Source organism: Thermovirga sp. (assembly GCF_017656375.1).
Taxonomy (GTDB): Bacteria; Synergistota; Synergistia; order Synergistales; family Thermovirgaceae; genus Thermovirga.
Window position 1 is genome coordinate 19,282 of record NZ_JACDOB010000011.1, and the last position, 16,635, is coordinate 35,916.

A 16,635-nucleotide genomic window follows, 5' to 3' on the forward strand; every position below is an offset into this window, starting at 1 on the left:
TTGCAGATCAACCAAACTATGAAATCTTAATAAAGGAGGTGAAGGAGAAAAATGAAGTCCAGCGACGTTTTGAAAGTGTCGCTTATGCTGGCTGTCATGGCAATAGGTGCCTTTTGGCAACCAATATGGGCAGCAGAGAAAGGAGGCAATATTATGACCTTTAAAATGATGACAACTGCTTTCGAGCAAGGCAGTGAAATACCTCGAAAATACACCTGTGAGGGCCAAAACATCTCTCCACCCCTTTCGTGGGAAAACCCTCCAGCCGGCACCAAGAGTTTTGCCCTCATAGTTGACGACCCAGACGCACCCTCCGGCACGTTTACCCATTGGCTACTGTGGGACATACCAGGGGATAAAACTTATTTGGAAGAGAGCACAAAAGAGGGAATCCCAGGTAGAAACGATTTTGGGCGGATAGGTTATGGAGGCCCCTGCCCCCCTAGGGGACACGGGCCACACCGATATTTCTTTAAACTGTACGCCCTTGATGTTCAGAGCCTCAACCTCAAAAAAGGCTCCACCCGCTTATCCTTAGAAAAAGCTATGAAGGACCACATCATAGAAAAAACTGAGTATATGGGAATCTACAAAAGATAACAAAACTCTCGTCGGCAGGGCTTTTGCCCTGCCGACTCTTTCGCAGAAACCCTCCGAACTTTCAAGAACACCCTTACTTCAGCAGTCAACCACTTTAGATTATTATAAAATAATGCCCCACTTGAAAAAATATCATCGGTATATTAGAATGCACCCGAACAATATTAGAAAAATATTTTACGAACATCAGAAAAGGGGGTGTAATTAAGCATACATTTATCTTTTTATGCGCCATTTTGTTACGTTAATGAATGCAAAAGGAGGATTATTAAATGGATATGAAGTCTTATATACCTGCAGAGAAATCACTGCCTGAATACACAGTAAAGGCTTTTGTTATCGGTATTCTCTTAGCGGCAATAATGGGTGCAGCTAACGCATATCTTGGAATGTATGCTGGAATGACTGTTTCTGCAAGCATTCCAGCAGCTGTCATATCCATGGCAGTTTTAATGGCTTTCAAGGATAAGAATATCCTTGAAAATAATATGGTTCAAACAGCAGCATCTGCGGGAGAGTCCCTTGCTGCAGGCGTTATATTTACATTCCCAGCGCTGATAGTCATGGGCAAATATACCCAATTCCCTTATTGGCTTGTCACTATTATTTCAGCCCTTGGAGGTTCCTTAGGGGTCCTGTTCACCATTGCTCTAAGAAGGGCATTCATATCAGAGGAAAAACTTCCCTACCCTGAGGGGACAGCATGTGCTGAGGTGCTTATAGCTGGTGACAAAGGCGGAAGTCATGCAAAGCCTATATTCTACGGTGGGATATTTGGTGGCCTTTTCAAATTCTTAGGAAGCTCTGGACTATGGTCCGGCACAATAGAAGTAGCCAAAATGGTTGGAGCCAAGGTCTTCTACATTGGAAGCGATTTGTCTGTAGCTTTAGTAAGTGTAGGATACATAGTAGGCCTCAATATTGGCTTTCTCGTGTTTCTCGGTGGAGCCATAGCCTGGTTCATAGCTATACCTCTTTATGTAGCCAAAACGGGTAATCCCGACGGGCTAAGCGCCTTGGATTTGGCCTGGACAATCTGGAGCACAAAAATACGCTACATGGGCGTTGGAGCTATGGTTGTAGGTGGCCTTTTCAGCCTTCTCAAACTCAGAAACCCCATATCCAGAGGTATAAAAGCAGGGTTAGACGCAGCAAAGCACAGGCAAAAAGGGCATGCTGTTCTTAGGACAGAAGAAGATATGTCTATGAACATCGTTTTAATTCTAATAGCAGCTTTTATCATTCCTCTCTTTTTCCTGTACACACACGTTATAGGTTCCATGGGTGTAGCTGCTGCGCTGGCAGTCATAATGCTTATAGTGGGATTCTTCGGAAGCGCTATTGCAGGCTATTTGGCGGGAGTCGTGGGCTCCTCCAACAACCCGGTTTCAGGTATAACCATCATGAGCCTTCTTTTCACTGCCTTGCTGCTTAAGGCAATTGGCTTTAGCGGAAATGAAGGAATGGAAGCTACGATCCTGGTCGCAGCTGTGATATGCTCAGCTGCTGCGATAGCAGGTGACACCATGCAGGATTTGGCCACAGGATACCTGGTAGGAGCAACACCGAAAAAACAGCAGGTCTTTGAAATCGTAGGTACTTTCTGCGCTGCCCTAGTAATGGCTCCTGTTTTGAATCTTCTGATCCAAGCTTACGGTATAGCTGGAACAGCAACTGCCAAAGAAGGTGCGCTGGCCGCTCCACAGGCCTTCCTTATGGCCAAGGTGACTGAGGGGGTCTTCAAAGGTTCCCTGGAATGGAAGATGGTCTTCTTCGGGGCTGGCATAGCCGTCATCCTCATAATCATTGACGAAATACTCGCAGCTAAAAAGGCAAAACTAAGAACTCCTGTTATGCCTGTGGCCGTTGGCATCTATCTTCCTCTAAGCCTAGGCGTTCCCATTTTTATAGGAGGTTTAGTCAAATACGCCGTCAATAAGGCTAGAGGTAATGGATCGGAGGACAAGCCTACCGACCCAGGTGTCCTGGCAGCAGCAGGCCTCATAGCAGGAGAAGCCCTGATGGGCATCATATTTGCCGCCTTGATCGTCGTCGGCAAGACACCTTCCATAGGCTTCAGCAGCAATATGCTAGGAATGTTGCTCATCTTGGGCATAATAGCTTGGCTATTTAAAACAGGTATTAAGAATGTCAAAGGAAATTAGTCAATTGAACGACTATTTGAATTTGATACCAATACAAAACGAGAACATCGAAATGAAGGAGGAAGAGGGGAGTCTAGCCCTGCTTGTCCCTATGGACTCCCCTCTTGATTTTCTTGCTAAAAGGCTTCACGGAAAACATCGAAGACTTAAGCTAGACGAGCTTGGAGCTTTTGTCTGGGCGCTCTGTGACGGCAAAAAAAACATAAGGGAAATAGGGGAAGCTGTAAAAGAAGTTTATGGAAAGACAGCAGAACCCATATATGAGAGGCTGATTTATTTTATACTTGAACTAAAGAAAAGGCATTTGTTGACATTTAAATAAATGACTTAAGCAGATTGGGTGTGGTGGGCAATAATGAAAAATTATAAAGATGTATGTTCAGAAGTAGAAAGCCTTAAAGAAGCCATGGTCGACACCTTGGCTGAGATGGTAAAAATCCCTGCAATAAGTCCCAGCTATGGCTATGAAGGAGAATACGACAAGGCAGAGAAATTATTGGAGATAATAAAAGACTGGCCCTTTGACAAGGTGGAGCGTTATGATGCTCCTGACGAGAGAGCCAAAAACGGAATTAGGCCGAACATTCTGGCTTATTATTACGGGGAAGATGAAAAAGCCCCCAGGCTTTGGATTTTATCTCACCTGGATGTGGTTCCGCCAGGAGACTTGGCCAAGTGGACTGTAACCGAACCTTTTAAGCCACTAGTTAAAGATGGCAAAATTTACGGCAGAGGGAGCGAAGACAACGGCCAGAGCATTGTCTCATCCCTGTATGCTATGAAGGCCTTAATGAATCTTAGCATAAGGCCCAAAGGGAGCGTAATACTCGCCTTCGTAAGCGATGAGGAGACGGGCAGTGAAAAAGGCCTCAAATGGCTTATGGAAAATCATCCAGAACTTTTTAAGAAGGACGACCTAGTTATAGTTCCTGATGGAGGCAACTCTGACGGATCATTTATAGAGGTTGCAGAAAAGAGCATCTTATGGCTTAAGGTAAAAGTACAAGGCAAACAGGTCCACGCCAGCATGCCTCAAAAGGGGCTAAACGCCCACAGGGTAGCACTGGAATTTGCCTATAACTTCGATAAGCTACTTCACGAAAAATACAACAGGCAAAATGCGCTGTTTGATCCTCCAGTCTCTACTTTTGAACCTACAATGGCATCAAACCCTGCCGACTCTCCCAACATCGTGCCTGGCGAACACGAGCTGGTCTTTGATTGCAGAATTTTACCTGAATATAAAATAGAACAAATCCTTTCCGATGCCCAAAAAACAGCAGAAGAAATAAAGAAAAAATTTCAAAAAGGTGATTTGCCGGAAATACACTTCGAAATCCTTCAAAGGTTGGATGCTCCTCTCCCGACAGATCCCAACTCACAGATAGTCAAATCTCTCCAGAAAGCGCTTTCCGACCTCAGGGAGAATGAACCAAAAGTTGGCGGCATAGGCGGGGGAACTTTTGCTGCCCATTTCAGGGAGCTTGGTATTCCTGCAGTAGTCTGGGCAACTTTGGATGAAATGGCCCACCAACCTAACGAATACGCAAAGATATCAAATATAGTAGAAGACGCGAAGGTGATAGCTACTCTTGCCCTTAATTAAAGAGGTGGGGGTACCCCCCACCTCTTTTTTATCTCTTATATCATTTTGGAGAATATAAATTATACTATGAGACCTTGTCTTTAAGGGCTTTCGCTGCCCTGAAAGCTGGCACTTTCCTCGCAGGGATGGTTATAGTTTTAGTAGGATCCTGTGGATTCCTTCCTTCCCTTGCTGCTCTTTCCCTAACCTCGAAGGTTCCAAAACCTGCTAGCTGAACCTTATCTCCTTTCGCTAAAGCTGCAGCTATTTCTTCGAGCAACGCGCTCACACACTCTGTAGCTTTTTTACTACTTAGTCCTGTTTTCTTTGCTACAAGCTTTACAAGCTCCGTTTTATTCACTGTTTATCCTCCTTTCTTAAGTCAGTGTTATGATTATTACAGCCATAGCTATTTTCTGCAACTGCTAAATATCTTACTTTCACTATTGAAAAAGGAGGGGGCGATTCCCCCTCCTGTCTTGCTTTTACGCAATTCGAATATAATTATTGCAGCTGGGTCGCCACTCTGTCAAAAATATCTTCTCCTATATCCTTCTTGATCACTGGCCATACTTCCTGCCTCACCTTCTTTGCCATAGCATTGAGCTCCTCCTGGCTAAACGTAACAATTTTTATGCCTGCATCAGCCAACCTTTGCATATTTTTCTTTTCTGCTAACGGAGCCTCGTTCCATCTTTTTGTTTCTAGTTCCTTCCCTAGCTTTGTAAGAAGTTCTTGGTCTTCTTTCGACAGGCTTTCCCAGAGATCTTTGTTTATGTACCACCACCACATTTCAAAATGATCATTCACTGCGTGATATTCTTTTAGTAAATCTCTAAAATTAGCGTAATATCCCTCTGCCCCCCCTCCAATAACTCCTTCTACTATTCTGGTTTGCATTGCTGTAAACACTTCAGCCCAAGGTATTGGGGTAGCTTGATAACCTAGCGCTTTTGCAGTTAGCTCAAAGGATTTTATTGGTGGAACTCGTATTTTAGTATTTTTGGGAACGTTCGGATCACCTGGCGAGGGAACCGACTTAAGCAATCCTATTCCTCCAAAATAGACAGGCCATCCAGAAATAAGGTGAATATTTTCATTCTTTGCCAATATTTCTTTAACTGTATCATATACAACTCCACCAGATTTAAACAACTTTGCAGCTTCATCGTAATTAGTGACCAAATAAGGAGCTGCTGGCAAGTTCAAAGATTTAGATACTGTAGTACCTAAGCAAGCCAGCTGCATTTCTACGGCACCCATAGAAACCCTTTCCTGGACTACCGTATAATCTCCCAATTGGCTAGCTGGATAAACTTCTATCGTTATGCGACCCTTCGATTCTTCTTTTATCTTTTCGACCAACCAATTAATATCTCTATCTATTTCCGTTCCTGTGGGGCGTATATGACCTATCTTCCAATGATACACCTTCTCCGCAAAGGCTACTCCCGTCAACATCACAAACAAAACAACTGTTGCTAACACTACTAGAGAAGCTTTTCTCATCTTCATAACCTAACCCTCCTCTTGCTCGAACTCTTGCTTTTTCAAGTTAGTGAAACCAACTAACGTCTTGGGTATATCTTATACACCTCCCCTTTTTGAGTTCTCCACATTCTCACAAAGCAAAAACTTTGCTAGAAAGAAAAAGAAACTCCCTTACCCTTTTCCATAGCCCTTCGATAAATCATGGAAGCTACTGAAACATCCATGGCTCCTGTGCCAATAGTGACACAAAGTATTTTTTCGTCATTTTTCGTTCTGCCATGCTTTTTCCCTGCAACCACTTCTCCTAAAGTGCCATAAATGTTTTCAGCAGTAATAGCACCTGCTCCTACAAGCTCTTTCAAGGCTCCTCTGTGGAGGCATTGTTCTACATGATCAACTACTATTTTGTCAGCAGATAGTATCACATCATCAGCACATTCGGAAAAAGAGCCCAAAGGGCATAAAGTAACGCCCTCTTTAAACATTTCCTTTCTAATAAATTTGTTTTTCGCGTGGGTTACAGAGACAACTGCGTCTGCCCCATCGGTTGCCTCCTGAGGAGAATCAAAAAGCTTAATTGGGGCTTTTGTCATAGGCGACATTTCTTTCAAAAACAACATAGCAGCATCTTTATTTATGTCATAAACCCTGAATTCTTTTATATCAAAAACTGAGGAAATAGCTAAAAGTTGTGTTCTTCCCTGCGTTCCGGCCCCGAATAGAGCTATTACAGGACGCTCTCTACTTACCATCAGATACTTAAGTGCTACAGCTACTTGTGCACCAGTTCTCATCGCCGTTATAAGCCCACCATCCATTACTGACAAAAATTGTCCATCTTCTGGATTCACAAGTATTATCATGCCTCTTATGTAAGGTAAACCTTTACTAGGGTTGTTCTCCCATCCTCCTATAAACTTAATACCAGCCACTTTTTGCCAACCTATATATGCTGGCATTGCGTTCATACCAGCTTTGTACGGCAATCCGCTTGAACCATCTCCAAGATCTAAATGTAATTTCGCCGGGTTGATCACGCCTCCTTCACCCATGTCTTTAAAAGTTTTCTCTACCACCTCCACAACTTCTTCTATGGAAATAAGATCTCTAATGTCCTCGCGACTTAACAACAGAGTGCCCACCACTCACTCACCTGCCTCCTATGTCGCTAAACTTTCTTTAAACAAACTCATAAAATCCACCAATCTCTTTTTCTTCGGCCCTCTGAAGCGCTATAGTAGCCACAGCTACGTCCATGGCTCCCGTACCAATTGGAATACAAAGAATCCTTTCTTCCTCCCTTTCTCTTCCTAATTTTTTTCCTGCAACAATTTCCCCTATTGTGGCATAAATATTCTTTTCCGTTATTTTCCCTGCCTCGCTAAGCCCTTTTAACGCCCCTCTATGTAAACACTGTCCAATATGATCAACGATTATTTTGTCAGCGTTAAGAATAAATTCATCTTCGCATTCTTGATAGGACCCCATTGGGAAAAGTATTGTCCCCGGCTTAAGCCACTTATCTTTGACAAATTTGTCTTTTGACTGGGTAACGCAAACTACCACATCTGCATCCGCTGCTTCCTCTGGCGAGGAGGCTATGACTATATCGCCTTGAACTTTATTTTTCATATCTTCCGCGTATTTCTTTGAAGCATCAGGGTTAATGTCATAAACCCTTACTTCATCAATGTGAAAAATTTCAGAGATGGCCATAGTTTGAGTATGACCTTGCATTCCAGCACCAAAAAGACCTAAGCGAAGATTCTTTTTAGAATATAAATATTTCAGAGCAATAGCAGTTTGTGCTCCTGTTCTCATATTTGTTATATAAGCGCCATCCATTACCGCCCGAAAATTACCTATTTTTGGGTCTATTAAAAGTATTAACGACGTTATGTACGGCAAACCCATTCTACGTCGCTCACCAAGAAATCCGCCCGCCCACTTGATGCCAGCAGAGTCCAACCACCCAACATAGGCAGGCATGGCATTCATAAAACCCTCATATGGAGGATAAGATGCTGTTTCTCCTAGGTCCAATCCAACTTTAGTAGGGTTTATAACCGTCCCTTCTCCCATCCCTTTGAAAGTTTTTTCAACAGCCTCAAGAACATCCTTCATAGTTATAAGGGACTTAACCTCCTCCTGACTCAAAAGTCTGGTTTTAAACATTTTCCTTCCTCCCTCTGTTTTTATATGTAAATCACTCCAGACTGGAGCATTTCTTTAGCCATTCTTCTTTAAGGCGTAACGCAGTTTCTGTTGCCCCTAAACCTCCCAAAGTAGTATCTCTAAGTTCTGGTGGCAAAAGAGCTTGTACGTTCCTTAAGGCATAAATGACCTCATCTGGTGGGATTACACTCTTTATTCCTGCGAGCGCCATATCTGCAGCAGCAAAGGCATTAGCTACACCAATAGCATTTCTCTTTATGCAGGGAACCTCTACAGGTCCCGCCACTGGATCACATACCAGGCCTAAAATATTTTTTAAGGCAATTGCCATAGCTTGAGCCGTCTGCTCTGGCTGACCCCCTACTGTAATTACCAAAGCTGCTGCTGCCATAGCTGAAGCAACACCGACTTCCGACTGACAACCTCCCAGTGCTCCTGAAACAGGAGCCAAAGAAGCAATAATAGCTCCATAGATGCCAGCTACTAGTAGGGCATCTACTATTACTTCTTCGCTTATTTTTCTTTTTTCTTCAACAGCACAGAGAACTCCAGGTAGCACCCCACAAGAACCAGCCGTTGGAGCCGCACAAACCCTACCCATGGAAGCATTAATCTCCATTGCCGCAAGCGCGTAGGCGATAGCAAGAGGCAAAATATTGCCCCCAACTGTTGTGCCTCTCTTACAATTTTCAAAAAGTCTCTTGGCGTCGTCTCCCGGCACAAGCCCTCCAACTACGGGGTTTTTTCCTGTAAGTCCTTTATGGGCCGATTCCTTCATAACTATCCATATCTTCTTAAGCTTTTCTCTTATAGCGCTCTTGGTAAGGACACTCCTATTCATTTCATAGTCTTCTACAAGCCCGACAAGGCCTCCCTGATGCTTTTCAGCCTTCGAGAGCATTTCAGAGATTGACAAGAAAAGCGGAGCTCCTCTAACCGGCCCGTAATCGTAAAGCATTGGGATAAATTTGACTTTCCTTACTCCTCTTATAGATGCCATAGTATTTAAGTCGCTTTTGTTTGGAGATCTCATCATTGGGAAAATTAGGAGATCGCCACTTTCTTTAGCATTCTTTGTATCTACATCAATTCCCAATTTGGCTACATCTATTTGTACGTCCGAAATCTTTCTGCCTTCAACAAACAAAATTAGAAGCGGTTCCTTTCCTCGTATAGCTATCGGATTGTCGTTTATTCTAGAAATAAGTATTTCACCACCACCAATGGTGACCCCTTCAATAAATATTTGCCCTTCTTCACTGATCAAATTTAGCTCTATAGTGTTGGGGTTTTTATCAGATGACTTGTTTAAATGTATAATTAACTCAACACCCTCTTCTCTGGCCTTTGCAAGAGCGTTTTTTATATCAGGGCTATCTACGCTCATGCCTAAAAGCCCTCCAACAAGACCGGCATCCGTCATGTGCCCTTTATACGTTTCTGCTAATGAGCCATAAAATGTAATTTCGACTTTCTTGAGTTCGGCATCTGCTAGATATCTCGCCATCTTACCAATACGTACAGCTCCAGCTGTATGTGAACTTGATGGTCCAGTCATAATAGGGCCCAGTATATCGAAAATACTTCCAGGCTCTGGCAACGCATTCACCTCTTTCTCTCTTTAACATATTCCCTCATCAAGCAATTTGTCCCAATTTTCCAACTTGATCTCGTCCAACCCCAATTTATTAATAGTTCTACCTTCAGAGAAAAAATCCCGCTCATTTATAACCCCTGCTATCAAAATGATGCTTTCTATCAAAGGACAGGGAATCCCAAGATGTCTTCCAAATGAAGCTACAGGCACTAAAAGGTAAGGAACATCCTCAGTCAAATAACGGTGCGAAAGGATTCTTGGAGCATCAGGGCCATGTTCCCCATAAACTGGACTTCCTTGAAGCAGCTCATAAAGAGTGTCACCTTCTAGAGAATAACTTCTTTTAAGCCACTCCTTTTGAGTCTGCAACGTGAGCCCTAATCGATTCCCCACTCTTATTCTCTCTTGATCTACCATTTCACATACCTTACATACCGAAGGAGTCATTCCATCTGTATAGAACCTAAAATTTCCTCTCTCTGATTCTATGCGGCCAGCATTTAAAATCATTGTTGGACAATGTACGACCATATTCAAATTAGAAAAAGATGTCTCTAAAACGTTCTTTGCTTTAACAATATTTACTGGAAATATTTCCTCTAGTTCCATCCGGGCTGTCTCATTATGTTTGGAAGGCAATACCGCAAGCAAAACTTCCGTTTTTATTCCCCAAATGTCAATAACGCCAGGATTCTTTTGGCGGCAAGCGTACGGGAGGGTATTTGTTTCTCCAATCAAAAGCGGCTTTTCACAATTCTCTTTCCTAAAAAAATTCATCAATTCTAAAGAACCAAAGTTACCTGGAATAAGAATGATTTTCATTTCAGCCTTCATAAACGGCATAATCATTTCTATCAAAGGACGTTGTGCAAATGCCGGCGCCACGACAAAAACAAATTCCACTCCTTCCAACGCCTCCTCAGGATTAACAGTCGCTTTTTCTAACCTCCCCTCTCCCTCTATTGCTCCTTCAAGCTGTATATTTGAACCTTTTTCTCTAATGGCCTCAATTTTTTCCTTATAAGTAGGGTGTTCTAATAGGTTGACTTTGTGCCCTAGCAGGGCTAAGTGGCCTGCCAATGCCTGCCCTCCATTTCCTGCCCCGACAACCGCTAATTTCTTATTCATTATCTCCTTCCCCCATTCTTTTATCACAAATTACAATTAACACTAACACTTTTATTAGCAAACGCCCATAATCAATTAATTTATTTTACATAACCCAGAACGGTGGGAAGCCACATAGAAAGAGGCGGCCAATATGTTGTCAAAAAAACTACCGGAACATATCCTAAAAGCAAAAAAGTCATTGTTGGTTTTAAAATCTCTGTAAATTCACAATTACCCACACGCATACCTAAATAGAGGATGCTTGCGTAAGGAGGCGTCACTCCGCCCATCGCCAGATTTGTACCCATAATGGCAGCAAGCTGTATTGGATGCATTCCCATCTCTTTGACCAAAGGCAACAAAAGGGGGGCAAGTAGGATTATTCCTGTTACGTCGTTAACTATCATCCCCACAAAAAACAAAAATATATTAATAAGAAACAATATCAAAAAGTAGTTTTGGCTAAATTTGAATACTAATTGCACCACCATTTGTGGCACTCGTAACATCACAAAAGTTTGACTTAGTATCAGTGTAAAAATAATCATTGTCATTATTGCCCCAACAGACGTGGCAGATTCCCTAACGACAGGAACAAAATTTTTTGTAGTCAAGCCCTTATATATAAAAAATCCCACAGGCAAAGCTATAATGGCTGCCACAGCAGCCGCTTCAGTAGGGGTAAATACCCCTCCATAGATTCCTCCAAGAATAACAACGGGTATCGACAAGGCCGGAAGGGCTTTTACAAAGCGTATAGGAATTTCCTTGCGTTTTCTTGAAAGCTCTTCCGGGCTATCTACTAGGATATTTGGCATTCTACGGGCCAAAAACAAATTTATTACCGAAAAAAGTGCTGTTATTAAAATTCCTGGCCCCACAGTAGCCAAAAAACAAGCGAGAATTGATGTTTCAGTTATCCAACCGTAGATAATCATTATCACACTGGGAGGTATGAGGAGGCCTAAAATGGAAGAAACAGTAACTAGCGCCGTAGCGTAGCCTCTTGGATAACCTTGAGAAACCATTCGCGGAATCATTATTGGGCCCGTTGCAGCAACCCCGGTGAAGCCGCTTCCCGAGATGGCACCAATAATAGCGCAAGTCACAACACATACAACACCTAATCCACCTTTAACTCTGCCCACAAATATATCTACAAAATCCAGCAGCTTGTCAGCTATTCCACTGTTAGCCATAAGAAGGCCAGCAAATATAAAAAGCGGGCTTGCCAAAAGCACCATATTTATCATTTGGTTAAAGCCCCACATCATCATGCTAGCCATAGCCACATTACCAAAAACGCTCATAAACCATAAAGCCCCACCGAAACAAAAAGGTAATGGCACACCAAGGATTAACAATGTCACAAGAAGCATAAAATCAAGCAAGACCGTCACTGGAAGGCTCACGACACTTACCCCCTTTCCCTAAGAAGAGATCTGACCTTTATAAGGTGATCACATAATTCCACTGATGTGTAAATTGACATCAACATTAAACAAATGAAAAGGGAGCTTTCTCCAAAAAAAAGAGGAATATACAAAAGGTTACTTAGTTTCCATACCTTCAATGAATACATAAAGTACTTATATGCCCAGTACGCCAACCAAAGACATACACTCAGAGAAATTGTTGATTTTAAAAGGTTAAGTAAACTCAAAGCTACTGGATTTTTTACATAAACAGTGATGACATTGCATTGTATGTGATTCCGTTCCAAGGAGGCATTTGCTCCCCCTAACATGTAGAGCCAAATTGCTGGAAAAAGCACCAATTCCTCAATCCCCATAAGAGGGGCGTGCAATACATACCGCAAAATCACCTGAATAAAAACAATCACGGTGACACTCAGCATCAAAAAAGTTAGGACAACACCCTGAACCGCATAAGCCAAAGACCACATTGATTTTGCCAACTTCTTTAGAACCATACCCCCTTACCTCCTCTGAATTTGGGATAGCGTTCAAGTTTGACAAGCATCTTAAGCTCATATTATAATATTGTCTGACTTTAGTATAGTGTAGTATTTGTATTTTAGATTGTCAATACTTCTTAGGGGAGGTATCCAAATGCACAACAAGGCATACATGTCTGAGTTCCGTCTCCGAAAGATAGATATCAAAAATGTCATTGAGGGTACAAAAACAGAGATAAAAGAAAAGAACCTTTACATAAATATCGAAGAAATTAAAGCTGCAATATTAGAAGACAAACACATTTCTTCTGTAGAAATTCACATTGCCAGGCCAGGAGAAAGAAAAAGAATAATCCCAGTTAAAGACGTTTTGGCTCCCATTGCAAAACTCCAAGGCGATGGGGCTGTTTTCCCTGGCTGCATTGGAACTCCAGCCGGAGCTATCTCTGGAAGTGGCACAACTGCAATGCTCGAAGGAGTAGGTGTAGTAACTTGCGGCAAATTGGTTAATTTTCAAGAAGGGCTCATAGACATGGCGGGACCAGGTGCGGAATACTCCGTTTTTTCCCGTCTCTGCAACATTGTCCTTGTTATAGAGCCTATTACGGGGATTGACAAACATGAACACGAACGAGTTGTTCGAGAAGCTGGTGTAAAAGCCGCTACAATGATTGGGAAAGCGTCTATAGGCGCTCCTTACTATGAAGAGATTAAATATCCTAATGAAACTATTCCGGAAATTTACAAAAAATATCCAACATTGCCAAAAGTAGTTTACGTGCGGCAAGTTCTTGCACAAGGCTTACTGCATGACAACTACATCTACGGCTTAAATGTTCGCGAAGCATCTTTTCCCTTCTGGCTAAAACCTACGGAGTTGTTTGATGGAGCACTTGTGAGCGGCAATTGTGCTGCACCCTGCCATAAACATACTACATATCATCACCTAAAAGATCCTATCGTAGAAGACCTGCTAGCAGAACACGGAAAAAGATTAGCATTTTTAGGCATTATAGCTCAACCCGTTAGAACATCTTTCAGCGAAAAAGAAAGGAATTCATACCAAGTTCTAAAACTCGCTCTGGCTGTTGGCGCAGAGGGAGCCATTATTGCTGAAGATGGAGGAGGTAATCCAGAAAGCGACCTTATGCTCACCACGCGACTTTTAGAAAGAGCGGGCATTCACACTGTTATAGTAACTGATGAATACGCGGGAAGCGATGGGGCATCGCCCGGATTAGCAGACGTCACCCCAGAAGCCAATGCGGTCGTCACGAATGGGAATGGTAACGAAATAGTTGTTTTACCGCCAATGGACGAGATTATAGGGCATATTGAAGCAGTTGAAACTATAACTGGCGGACATTCTGGTAGTCTTCAACCCGATGGTTCCATTTGCATCGAAATAGCAGGGATTATGGGGTCCACAAATGAATTAGGAATGGAAAACCTTTCTACTAAAGCCGTTTAGAAAAGGGAGGACGTTTGTGATGTATAAGGCTGTTCATTATATAAATCAATTTTTTGCTGGTGTGGGCGGTGAACAAAGCGCAAACATCTCTCCTTATGTAGTGGAGGGAGCCGTAGGGTTTGGGAAAGAAATCGAAAAACTTTCTAAAAACCGTATAAAAATATCTCATACCATCATATGTGGTGATAATTATGCCGCCGAACACCCCGAAGAGCTAAAGAAGCAAACGTTATCATGGTTCCAAGAGATAAAACCCGATATTTTCATTGCAGGCCCAGCCTTCGCTGCTGGAAGGTTTGGTTTAGCATGTGGAACTTTATGCGAAATGGTAGGGAAAAGACTACAAATACCATGCGTTAGTGGAATGCACGAAACCAACCCAGGGATAGAGATAGCAAAGAAAACAACATTTATCATTGAAACAAAGGACTCTGTAAGAGACCTCAAAAGGACACTGGAAAGAATGGTTATGCTTTCTCTTAAAATTCTTGACGGACAATATATTGGAGGACCAACGGAAGAAGGTTACCACCCTCGCGGAATACGCGTAAACGTACGTAGAGAAAAAAGAGGTTCTAAGCGAGCTGTAGAAATGCTTTTGAACAAACTCGGAGGCAAAAACTTTGAAACAGAACTACCCATGCCAATTTTTGACCATGTGCCTCCTGCTCCAGCATTACAAAATATTTCTGAATCCTTGATCGCTGCTGGGACTGAAGGAGGTATTGTCCCCAGAGGCAATCCGGACAAAATAGAAGCGCATAATGCATCAAAATGGTGCATGTATTCAATTGAAGAAATCTCAAAACTTAAAAAAGAAGATTACGAGGTCGCTCATGGTGGCTATGATCCAGTCCCTGCAACACAAGACCCTAACCGGATCCTTCCCATTGATGGGCTTCGAATATTGGAAAAAAAAGGTCTATTTAGAAAACTCCTTGAGAAGTATTTCGTCACAGTTGGGAATGTCACTGCAGTTAAATCTGCAGAGATGTATGGCAAGGAAATCGCATCAATGCTCCAAAACGAAGGCGTAAATGGAGTTGTTATGACCTCTACTTGAGGGACAGGAACTCGTTGCGGAGCAACGATTGCAAGAGAAATCGAAAGGGTCGGGATACCTGTAGCCCTGATTACCGCGATACCTAGTATAGCTTTGACTGTAGGAGCAAACAGAATAGTTCGAGGAGTAGCTATACCTCACCCTGTAGGATCTCCTTCGGAAAGGGATTATAAAGCTGAGTTAGAAATACGATTGAAAATTCTACAAAGCGCTCTTTTGGCCCTTCAAACGAATTTAACAGAACAAAAAGTCTTTTAAAATGCTAAACACTAAAAAAATGAACAAGATAGATAGTACTTTAACAGTGATTACGAATAACCCTTTAGTACGTGATAAATATAGTAATGTTATCTACGTTTATGGAGGGCCTTTGCAAGTAATTGATAAGGTTTTAGAATTCTTAGAGAAAGGGTACTTGCTCCACTCGCATCCAATTTCTGGGAGCATAAGGCTTTCGTGTAACCCATATCGCTCTATTTTAGTCTCAAAAAAGAGAAGCGGCGGACAAATAGATAAGAACGGAATCAAAACTATTCTTGTGGCGATTGATCATATTTATAAATCCATTAATAACAGACCTACTCCAAAGGTATTTTTATACGACTATGCAGAATTGGATCTTGAACTTCTAGAAAAAACAGTAACATTTTAAGAGATAGCCATATGGAATATTTATATTTCATGTAACACTACTATTGGAAAAGTACTGATTGTTTGCGGAGGAAAGGCAATGCTAAAACCTCAAAAAAAATCTACTTTATACGAATTAGTTTTAGGAGAAATTATTTCGGCAATAAAAAAAGGCCATTGGAAACCTGGCGAAAAATTACCCACCGAAACGACATTAGCAGGCAAATTGAATGTGAGTCGTAGCGTTATCAGGGAAGTTATAAAAGCCTTAACTCTTTATGGTGTAGTTGAATCAAAGCCCGGGCATGGTACTTATCTATCTCAACGAGCCTTAATAAATTTGAACAACAGCGAGTTACTCCATACAATATCTCAAGGTTCTTCTTTCGTAGAACTCATGGAAGTACGCATGATAATAGAAACCCAGGCCGCATTTTGGGCGGCTCAAAGGGCAAAGGAGAAGGATATAAAGAAACTAGAAAAAATCCTCGACAAAGAAAAAGAACTACAAAAACCCGATACCGATATTCATGCTAAGTTCCATGATGCAATAGTTGAACTTTCAGGCAACAAACTCCTACTTCAAATTTACAACTCCATTAGAAGCGAAATATCTCTCCAACGGAAGAAATTCGCAAAGTTTTCCGTTGAAGATTTAAAAAGCTTTTCCGCACAACATTATGAAATTCTTAATGCCATAAAGAATAAAAACGCAGAAAAAGCACGCTCTCTTATGGAGAAACACATATTAAAAAGCCTGGACCTAACCAACAAATTTATAGCTGAGGAAGCAAAGGGAACCAGCCACTCTTGACATTGTTGCCTTAAAC

16 protein-coding genes are annotated in these 16,635 nt (G+C 42.1%); 8 read left to right on the top strand and 8 right to left on the bottom strand.

What is annotated here, in order from left to right; translation table 11 throughout:
- Nucleotides 1–51 precede the first annotated feature (51 nt).
- The 4 genes from H0Z23_RS04970 (at nucleotide 52) to H0Z23_RS04985 (ending at nucleotide 4,371) form a co-directional block, all read left to right on the top strand.
- Nucleotides 52–600, top strand: coding sequence for a YbhB/YbcL family Raf kinase inhibitor-like protein (locus H0Z23_RS04970; protein WP_296867872.1), 549 nt, complete (start codon nucleotides 52–54; stop codon nucleotides 598–600).
- A gap of 272 nt (nucleotides 601–872) precedes the next feature.
- The gene (locus tag H0Z23_RS04975; protein WP_296867873.1) at nucleotides 873–2,765 is read left to right on the top strand and encodes an OPT family oligopeptide transporter; all 1,893 of its coding nucleotides are present in this window, start codon (nucleotides 873–875) and stop codon (nucleotides 2,763–2,765) included.
- Between the two features lie 91 nt (nucleotides 2,766–2,856).
- Nucleotides 2,857–3,087 (top strand): PqqD family protein, encoded by a 231-nt coding sequence (locus tag H0Z23_RS04980; protein ID WP_296867874.1) that lies wholly within the window; start codon nucleotides 2,857–2,859, stop codon nucleotides 3,085–3,087.
- 33 nt (nucleotides 3,088–3,120) lie between these two features.
- Entirely contained in the window at nucleotides 3,121–4,371 is a 1,251-nt protein-coding gene (locus H0Z23_RS04985; RefSeq protein ID WP_296867875.1) for a M20 family metallo-hydrolase, read from the top strand.
- Between the two features lie 64 nt (nucleotides 4,372–4,435).
- Here H0Z23_RS04985 and H0Z23_RS04990 read toward each other — a convergent pair whose 3' ends face one another.
- The 8 genes from H0Z23_RS04990 to H0Z23_RS09015 all read right to left on the bottom strand — a co-directional run bounded on the left by H0Z23_RS04990 (nucleotide 4,436) and on the right by H0Z23_RS09015 (nucleotide 12,656).
- The gene (locus tag H0Z23_RS04990) at nucleotides 4,436–4,711 is read right to left on the bottom strand and encodes an HU family DNA-binding protein (RefSeq protein WP_296867876.1); all 276 of its coding nucleotides are present in this window, start codon (nucleotides 4,709–4,711) and stop codon (nucleotides 4,436–4,438) included.
- Nucleotides 4,712–4,854: 143 nt separating this feature from the next.
- Nucleotides 4,855–5,865 carry a TRAP transporter substrate-binding protein DctP gene (dctP, locus tag H0Z23_RS04995; protein ID WP_296867877.1) on the bottom strand — a complete coding sequence of 337 codons (1,011 nt, stop codon included), beginning with the start codon at nucleotides 5,863–5,865 and terminating at the stop codon, nucleotides 4,855–4,857.
- Between the two features lie 125 nt (nucleotides 5,866–5,990).
- Nucleotides 5,991–6,986: an ornithine cyclodeaminase family protein gene (locus H0Z23_RS05000; protein WP_296867878.1), complete on the bottom strand. Its 996-nt coding sequence runs from the start codon at nucleotides 6,984–6,986 to the stop codon at nucleotides 5,991–5,993.
- A gap of 34 nt (nucleotides 6,987–7,020) precedes the next feature.
- Nucleotides 7,021–8,016: an ornithine cyclodeaminase family protein gene (locus tag H0Z23_RS05005; RefSeq protein ID WP_296867879.1), complete on the bottom strand. Its 996-nt coding sequence runs from the start codon at nucleotides 8,014–8,016 to the stop codon at nucleotides 7,021–7,023.
- Nucleotides 8,017–8,047: 31 nt separating this feature from the next.
- Nucleotides 8,048–9,625, bottom strand: a complete 1,578-nt coding sequence (gene sdaAA / locus H0Z23_RS05010; RefSeq protein WP_296867880.1) for an L-serine ammonia-lyase, iron-sulfur-dependent, subunit alpha — start codon at nucleotides 9,623–9,625, stop codon at nucleotides 8,048–8,050.
- A gap of 12 nt (nucleotides 9,626–9,637) precedes the next feature.
- On the bottom strand, nucleotides 9,638–10,741 hold the full coding sequence (locus H0Z23_RS05015; RefSeq protein WP_296867881.1) for an NAD/NADP-dependent octopine/nopaline dehydrogenase family protein: 1,104 nt from the start codon (nucleotides 10,739–10,741) through the stop codon (nucleotides 9,638–9,640).
- An 80-nt stretch (nucleotides 10,742–10,821) separates the two neighbouring features.
- Entirely contained in the window at nucleotides 10,822–12,135 is a 1,314-nt protein-coding gene (locus H0Z23_RS05020) for a TRAP transporter large permease (protein ID WP_296867882.1), read from the bottom strand.
- Between the two features lie 5 nt (nucleotides 12,136–12,140).
- Nucleotides 12,141–12,656 (bottom strand): TRAP transporter small permease subunit, encoded by a 516-nt coding sequence (locus tag H0Z23_RS09015; protein ID WP_366928873.1) that lies wholly within the window; start codon nucleotides 12,654–12,656, stop codon nucleotides 12,141–12,143.
- 139 nt (nucleotides 12,657–12,795) lie between these two features.
- Here H0Z23_RS09015 and H0Z23_RS05025 point away from each other — a divergent pair, with 139 nt between their 5' ends.
- From H0Z23_RS05025 to H0Z23_RS05040, 4 genes are all read left to right on the top strand, one after another.
- Nucleotides 12,796–14,112 (top strand): glycine/sarcosine/betaine reductase component B subunit, encoded by a 1,317-nt coding sequence (locus H0Z23_RS05025; protein WP_296867883.1) that lies wholly within the window; start codon nucleotides 12,796–12,798, stop codon nucleotides 14,110–14,112.
- 19 nt (nucleotides 14,113–14,131) lie between these two features.
- Nucleotides 14,132–15,433 carry a glycine/betaine/sarcosine/D-proline family reductase selenoprotein B gene (locus H0Z23_RS05030; RefSeq protein ID WP_296867884.1) on the top strand — a complete coding sequence of 434 codons (1,302 nt, stop codon included), beginning with the start codon at nucleotides 14,132–14,134 and terminating at the stop codon, nucleotides 15,431–15,433.
- A gap of 46 nt (nucleotides 15,434–15,479) precedes the next feature.
- Entirely contained in the window at nucleotides 15,480–15,827 is a 348-nt protein-coding gene (locus tag H0Z23_RS05035) for a GrdX family protein (protein WP_296867885.1), read from the top strand.
- A 78-nt stretch (nucleotides 15,828–15,905) separates the two neighbouring features.
- Complete coding sequence (locus H0Z23_RS05040; RefSeq protein WP_296867886.1) at nucleotides 15,906–16,619, top strand: FadR/GntR family transcriptional regulator; 714 nt, start codon at nucleotides 15,906–15,908, stop codon at nucleotides 16,617–16,619.
- The last annotated feature ends 16 nt before the right edge of the window (nucleotides 16,620–16,635 follow it).